Consider the following 7,106-nt stretch of genomic DNA (forward strand, 5'->3'; position numbering starts at 1 on the left):
TTCTCCTTTCAGTGAGAGACGGGGATTCATCTTTAGTTCGTTGCGGCTCTTCCAGTCGTCATTCTCTCGCCATCCCACTCGCGTACCAAAGTCCTCCCAAATCTTATCACCCGGATACCGGCCATCCAGCTTGGCTCCACAGGCCACGTAAATCTCCTTCTGCACCGAAAAGCCAAACTGACCTTGGCTGTGTTTCACCCACAGGCTATCGATGGCCAACAATTCCTCACAAGGAAAGTTCAACAGCTCCTCACTCGTGAACCATTGCCCCTCTTCCTTGCCCACTGTCGTGATCATCAGCCGATAGGTTTCGTCGTCGGCCCCCACCCAGTCGCCCGCAATCATCAGGGCTTCTAGGGTTTCGTAGCGCGAGCTGGCTACGGTTTTTTTCAGGCGCTCCAGTTCCGCCCGTTCTGCATTGCTCAAGTCCAACCGCTTGGCCGTGGTTTGGTAAATTTTATAAGCCAAATCTGGGTGCTGTTTCATCGCCTCTCGAATCAAATTCGAGGGATTCACCAACTCCCCATAGAGCAAAATCGTGGCTTCCCAAGCAGGAATCGCAAACTTGTCATACAACATTGATTCTTGGCGCAGCCGCACAATTTCACTCGCCGCCAAAAACTCCTGAAAACTCAGGTGCGAAAACTCATAGATCCCCTTTTCTTGGGTTTCCACCAACAGTTCACTCACCTCCACCATTTGCCGCAAAAAGTCCCGCGCCGAAACCTCCGGGTCGCGCTCTCCAATCGGCTGCACAATCACATCCAACAAGTCATCTTCTGTGATTTGCTTGTGGCCCTGATCATCCCCCGGCCTAGCCCGCGACATCATCACCAGCGCCAGAATTTGCAGCACCTCCAAACGTTCAGCCGGCCGCAAACCTAGCGTAATTCCTCGCCCCTTGGGTCGCCGTGCCGTTTGCACCTCGCAAATATCCTGATATAGCTCCACCCGCCGTTGGGGCAATTGTTGGCCCTCATGTTCCCGATGGAACCGACACATCATGTTGAGCAACAAGGGATTGCCCGCCAAGTCTGCTAACTCGGGTCTGGCTTGTAACTGATCGATCAAAGACTGCGATCGCTCCTCAATTCGCTGCTCAACATCGGGCGTTTTTTGCCCACCAACTGCCTTGATTTCCTGAAAGCCATACCACTGTCGAATAAATTTGGCTTGCTGCTGTTCTGAAAACTGCCGAACCCACAACAAAGCACTAGGTAAAGGCTCATAATGTTCCAAACAAGCCGTGGGACGCGAGGTGACAATCATCACCGATTCTGGAAACTCGCGCATTTGCCGATTAATCCATTGGCTCACGGCCGAACGGTAATCTAGCGGTACTTCATCAAATCCATCAAACATCACCAACGCTTTGCCCTTTTCCAAAAGTTCCAAAATCCAATTGGTTGGAACTTTTAAGGTTTTGCCCTTGGGTAAGCTGGGTAAATGAATCCTGGTCAGAAAATCCGGTAAGTCTGGCGCTTTTTCATCAGCAAGCATCTGCCAATTGGTTTTATTTGCCAAGATCACCAGAAAAGGAATTAACTTAGGGGCGTGATGGCGTTGGTAATTAACCTGGCGGTTTTTTTGACAGTAAACATAGGTCAAATGCTTCAAAAGTGTGGTTTTGCCATATCCACCCTTGGCCCGGATCAACATTTGGCGATAGCTCGGATCGCGCCGAACTTGTTTCAGCAAATCCCAAATTGATTGAATGCAAGCCTCTTGCATCCCTAAATTTTCATTAGGGGACTTTTGTTGCTTGTTGAGCTGCTGCTTTAGCCGTTTCCGCTGCTCGGTATAGCCCCCAACCTGTGGATTGATAGTCAGTTCCAAAGGCACAAAAATCTCTTGTAGCAATGGCCGAATCACACCATCACCCACCTGATCCAGCCCGAGTGGGTCATCACGCAGACAGGCCCAGCCCTGGCATTCCAGATATTTGGTCTCAAACCCTGATCGCCACCAGTTGATCCTTGCTGTCAAGTTTTGATTGGCGATTTTTGCCCAACCCACCAAGGTGTCCACATGGGCTAGCCCCCTCGCCCCCGCCAGTTCTGAGACGCGACTCAGAACACTTTTGCTGTAGCCCTTCCATGCTGTTGTTACGATCAAAAACAGGAGGGTGAGTCCCGCCAACGCCCAGTCTTGTCTCAACACAAAAAAGACCAATCCACCGCTACCCAGACTCCCGCCCAGACTCTTGGTGTGTTTTGCGAGAGCATCAATGGCCTGCACTACCCAATGTTGGGCGGCGGCTTCAGCATCCTTATCCTCGGTGGCTAGCTCGGCAGATTGGGCATCCTTGGTGTTGTCTTTATCCTTCGCATCCGGTGCGGCCGACTTTGAATCGGGGGCTTTTTCGTCCTGCTTGGGTTCCGGCTGAGGCGCAGCAGATTCGTTCGGCATCACGAGTGAGAGAGGCGAGACTTAAGCCAATTATGCCGAATCACGGATTTTGATGAGAGACAGACGATCGGGAAGACTTGTGAGCGGCGAAGTGGCTGCGGTGTGCGGAAAATTGCCCTACTGGCCGGCTTCGTGGCGTTCGTAGGCGGTGACGATCCGTTGAACCAGCGGATGGCGCACCACATCGGCGCGGGTCAGTTCACAAAAGGCGATCCCCTCAACATTTTTGAGAATCCGTTGGGCGATCGCCATGCCCGAGGTTTGGTGCTCCGGCAAGTCGGTTTGGGTAATGTCGCCAGTCACGACCATGCGCGATCGAAACCCCAGCCGCGTCAACACCATTTTCATTTGCGCTGGCGTAGTGTTTTGGGCTTCATCCAAAATCACGAAGGCATTGTTCAGGGTGCGACCGCGCATGTAGGCCAACGGAGCCACTTCCACAATGCCCCGCTCCATCAGGTTGGCCACCTTTTCCGGGTCGATCAATTCGTACAGCGCGTCGTAGAGCGGGCGCAGATACGGATCAATTTTTTGTTGCAGGTCGCCGGGCAGGAACCCCAGCCGCTCGCCCGCTTCCACGGCGGGACGGGTCAGAATCAAGCGCTCAAATTCACCAGCCAGCAACGCTTGCACCGCAATCAGGGCAGCGAGGAAGGTTTTGCCCGTGCCCGCCGGGCCGGTGCAAAAGATCAGGTCGTGATTGCGGATGGCTTTGATGTAGCGCTGTTGGCGAAAGGTTTTGGCACGGATGTTGTCGCCGCGTCGGGTGCGGGCGATCGAGTCCTGGTGCAAGTCCGCCAGCTCACCGAGCCGATCGGTTTCGATCGCCCGTTTCGCCGTCAGCACATCCGCTTCATCAATCCGCTGTCCGGCGCTCCAATAGATTTCTAAGGCCTTGACGATTTGTTGGCACAGGGCGATCGCCTTGTCGGGCCCAGTAATTACCAACTCTTGGCCGCGCATCACCAGGGTTGTGCCCGTGTGCTTAGCCAGGGCCTTGAGGGTTTCCTCGCGATGGCCCGCCAGGGTGACGGCGCTGGTGCTGCTGCCCAGGTCGATCGACAGGGGAGCCACCGCTACCGCCCTCGGTTGGGTCGATCGGGTCGCGATCGCCGTCGGTCACCCCCGCGATCGCCCCGGCCCCGGCCGTTGCCGTCTTCTGAGGGGCCCTCGCCCAAGCTGTAGCCGCCATACACGTCCAAAAAGGCCGCGCGACCTTCATGGTGGGCCGCCAAGTCCAAAACCGTGCGGATTGATTGGATGGTTTTGCCGCTGCGCCCAAACACCCGTCCCCGATCGGCCGGGTCAAAGGCCACCCGCAGCCAAACATTGTTGCCCGTGTGCTCGCAGTCAATCCGCAAAGCATCGGGCACTTCCAGCAACGGTTCAATCAGGTATTGCACAAGCCCCTCGTAGTCGATCGAGGGGCTTGGATTCGTCGAAGTTGTCAAGCGGAACTCCGGCTACTCGAAAATGATTAGGGGCAAAGCCACCGGGGCGATGAACGCGATTCAGTGGGGCGATCGCCCGAGCCTTGCCAAACAACAGGAGCAGGCTGCCGGTCAGTCGGGAAGGGAGAGGAATCTCGACAGACCAGAAAACTGCACCTCCAACCCACTAGGCGTTAGCGGCCTTCAGTTGCTCAAAAATGTTGGCCTTTTCAAAGATGCTGCGCACGGTGTCGGTGGGTTGAGCACCAGACTTCAGACGCTCGATGATCCGAGGCACTTCCAAGCGCGTTTCGTTCGTGCGGGGATTATAGAAACCCAGTTCTTCCAGGGCGCGACCATCGCGGCGCGAGGTACTTTGCATCACCACGATGCGATAGCTGACTTCGCGTTTTTTGCCGAGGCGCTTGAGGCGAATCTTAACCATGGGGGCTGTTGCAACCGAATCGAGTGTAACGACTGTCGTTTTTGGGAGCAAACGACAAAAGACAAAACTTGATTCTACGCGCTGAAGCCAGATCGAGGCTAGGGGGTGGCCAGGATTTTTTCGGCGATCGCGGCTGCGGGTCTCTCTATAATCAAATGCGGCAATGAATTTTGCTCATTTGCGGCAATGAATTCGGTGCAGCCGTCGTGCAATGCAACGATCAATGATGGCGATAATGGCGATCCACAGCAGTTGCCATTCGGCCATAGTTGCCTTGCCCATCAGCGCCAATGGGTAACCACCCGAGCTACTGGTGACGATCCACGCCGACCCACGGCCAGGCCCTGGCGACCATCCTGGCCCTTAGCATCCAACTTTTGAGATCACTCTACCCAAGATTTACGCAATTTCCCTATGAGCAGCGCCACCAGCAACAAGGGCAACGACAAAGCCATCGTCAAGGACTATTTCAACACCACTGGGTTCGATCGCTGGCGGCGCATCTATGGCGACGGCGACGTGAACAAGGTGCAACGCGACATCCGCGAAGGGCATCAACGCACGGTGGATACGGTGGTCTATTGGCTGAAGCAAGGAAGCAAACTGGCGGGCCAAACCATCTGTGATGCGGGTTGCGGCGTGGGTTCCCTGAGTGTGCCGTTGGCGGAGTTGGGGGCGATCGTCTCGGGTAGCGACATTTCTGAGGCGATGATCGGTGAGGCCAAGGAGCGTGCGGCCAAGCTGAACTTGGGCGATCGCCTGAGTTTTGAAGTGCAGGATCTTGAGGCGATCGAGGGTTCCTACGACACCGTGATTTGCTTGGATGTGTTGATTCACTATCCCGACCAAGACATTGAAAAAATGATTGGGCATTTGGCCAGCCTTGCCCAGTCGAAGCTAATCCTCAGCTTTGCGCCCAAGAGTCCGGTTTATGTGCTGTTGAAAAAAATTGGCGAGCTGTTCCCCGGCCCCAGCAAAACCACGCGCGCCTATTTGCACCCGGTGCGGGATGTGGTGCGGATTTTGCGGGCCAATGGGTTTGAGGTCAATCGGCGGGAGTTCATTGGCTCCCAGTTCTATTTCTCGCAAATTCTGGAGGCTGTCCGCCCACAGGAATAGGCGCAAGGCATAGGCGCGAGCAATCCGTGGGGCAACAAACATGGATGCGGAGTCTAGCGCGGCTCGATCGGGATGTAATCCACCAGTTGCATCCCGCCCAATGGTGTTCCAGCCGCTCAACCCCACCCACTACAACCCAGCAACTCGATCGCAAATCGGAGTGGGGCAAGGGGCTGAGGGTTTGTTGTCCAATCGCCTGAACCCCTGATTTCACGGCGACAATCTCGTGAGGGACAAGGGGCTTAAGCCCCTTGTTACGACGACTGTGGGTGACGACTGCGGGCATGGAAAATTAACCATCTCTCACTGATTCCAAATTGCAAACTTTTTGCCAAAAACTGATCGTTCATCCACAAAATGCTTCACGGCCCTTTTGGGTGGAAATTCCCTAGAAAAGCTTAAGAAAACCAAAACTTTTAACAGAGATAAACAGAATTGAAGTTTCATCAAAAGTAGGTAAAACAATATTAAGTAGAACACCAATCCCAATCTTGATCAGATCCCAACATTGCATTGACCCAGATCACAGATTTTTAGCTGCACCTTTGCCATGACGACCCGATCGAGTCAGTCATAGTTACCGTCTGAACAGTTGCAGGCCGCCGCTTCTCTTAAGGGAAGAGTTTGCCGAAATATCGACTGAGTTTTGATTGGGACTCACTTGGTATCAGAGGTAACCAATTAGGGATCGCGTCATTCGGAGGAACCGATGTCTTTAAATTGAAAGGAATTGTTGCTAAATTCCCCCGATCCCCGATCGGCTATTCCATAATGCTAAGAACGAGAATGAATTAACCCCTCGATTCCATGATTGGTTTTGATCACCCTTGTTTCCTGCTCTCAAAACCAGTCGCATCGCCTCTGAAATTGCTTTTTAAGGCATTCTTCCGCTGAGGTTTGTGGTCGGTTGGCTGCCGGCCATTTACTGAATTTGTTGAAGTTATTGACAGTGCTATCTGCAAGGTCGTGAGGAGTCGAAAACGACGGAAATGCTCGAGAACAGCCCTTTCAGTCCCCTACCGCTTGAACTGGACTAATTGAATTGGGCCAATGGAGATCGCGCTCAAATGGATTCCGTCGTTTTTTGAGTTTTCTTGGTCAACGGGATGACTCGGCTCATATCTGTGTTGTTTTTCGTTGTTTTTCGTTGCTGATCGCGTTTTTTTATCACTGGATGTGAAGGATCGATCGCCCAGATCCGGTGCTCCCGCCGCAAATGCTCCTTGCCTTGGGGGGGCGATCGCACCTTCAGCCCATCCGCCGTTTAGACAAGCCCGTCGATGCCTCGGTTTAGTTCCTCAAATTTTTGCCAGATGGTGACCACAATGCTGACCGTAGAAACGATTTACTGCCCCAACTGTGGTTCGCGTGCAGAGCGTCATCGGATTCGCACGAGCAACGTGATTCGCACCCAGTGCCATGCCTGTGACTATTTGATGGTGACTTGCTCGCTCACGGCTCGGGTGTTGGAAGCCTACGCGCCGGGCATTGCGATCGCCCAACGATCGGCTTAAGTTTTTGCCCAATTCATTCCAGAACCAGTTCATTCCAGAACTTAGTAACGCAACAGGCTTAATTTATTGGGTCAAGGCGGCAAAGGCAGTCGTGATAACAAGGGGCTTAAGCCCCTTGCTGCCTAACGATTTGGTGGCGATAACAGTCAGTTGACTTGGCATATCACGTTAAGGCAGCCGCGCCACTAG

General features: G+C 53.7%; 6 protein-coding genes. 2 read left to right on the top strand and 4 right to left on the bottom strand.

The window, feature by feature from the left end; genetic code table 11:
- The 4 genes from AMR42_RS12140 to rpsP form a co-directional block, all read right to left on the bottom strand.
- The coding region (locus tag AMR42_RS12140) for a GUN4 domain-containing protein (protein ID WP_099533794.1) at positions 1–2,409 on the bottom strand (2,409 nt) is incomplete at its 3' end.
- A gap of 117 nt (positions 2,410–2,526) precedes the next feature.
- The gene (locus tag AMR42_RS12145; RefSeq protein ID WP_099533796.1) at positions 2,527–3,483 is read right to left on the bottom strand and encodes a PhoH family protein; all 957 of its coding nucleotides are present in this window, start codon (positions 3,481–3,483) and stop codon (positions 2,527–2,529) included.
- Between the two features lie 2 nt (positions 3,484–3,485).
- Complete coding sequence (locus tag AMR42_RS12150; protein WP_099533797.1) at positions 3,486–3,860, bottom strand: KH domain-containing protein; 375 nt, start codon at positions 3,858–3,860, stop codon at positions 3,486–3,488.
- A 166-nt stretch (positions 3,861–4,026) separates the two neighbouring features.
- Positions 4,027–4,284, bottom strand: coding sequence for a 30S ribosomal protein S16 (gene rpsP / locus AMR42_RS12155; protein WP_099533799.1), 258 nt, complete (start codon positions 4,282–4,284; stop codon positions 4,027–4,029).
- Between the two features lie 414 nt (positions 4,285–4,698).
- Here rpsP and bchM point away from each other — a divergent pair, with 414 nt between their 5' ends.
- Positions 4,699–5,403, top strand: coding sequence for a magnesium protoporphyrin IX methyltransferase (gene bchM, locus AMR42_RS12160; RefSeq protein WP_099533801.1), 705 nt, complete (start codon positions 4,699–4,701; stop codon positions 5,401–5,403).
- 1,325 nt (positions 5,404–6,728) lie between these two features.
- Positions 6,729–6,917 (top strand): replication restart DNA helicase PriA, encoded by a 189-nt coding sequence (locus AMR42_RS12165; protein WP_099533803.1) that lies wholly within the window; start codon positions 6,729–6,731, stop codon positions 6,915–6,917.
- Positions 6,918–7,106: the final 189 nt, after the last annotated feature.

This window comes from Limnothrix sp. PR1529, from assembly GCF_002742025.1.
In the GTDB taxonomy this organism is placed as follows: domain Bacteria; phylum Cyanobacteriota; class Cyanobacteriia; order CACIAM-69d; family CACIAM-69d; genus CACIAM-69d.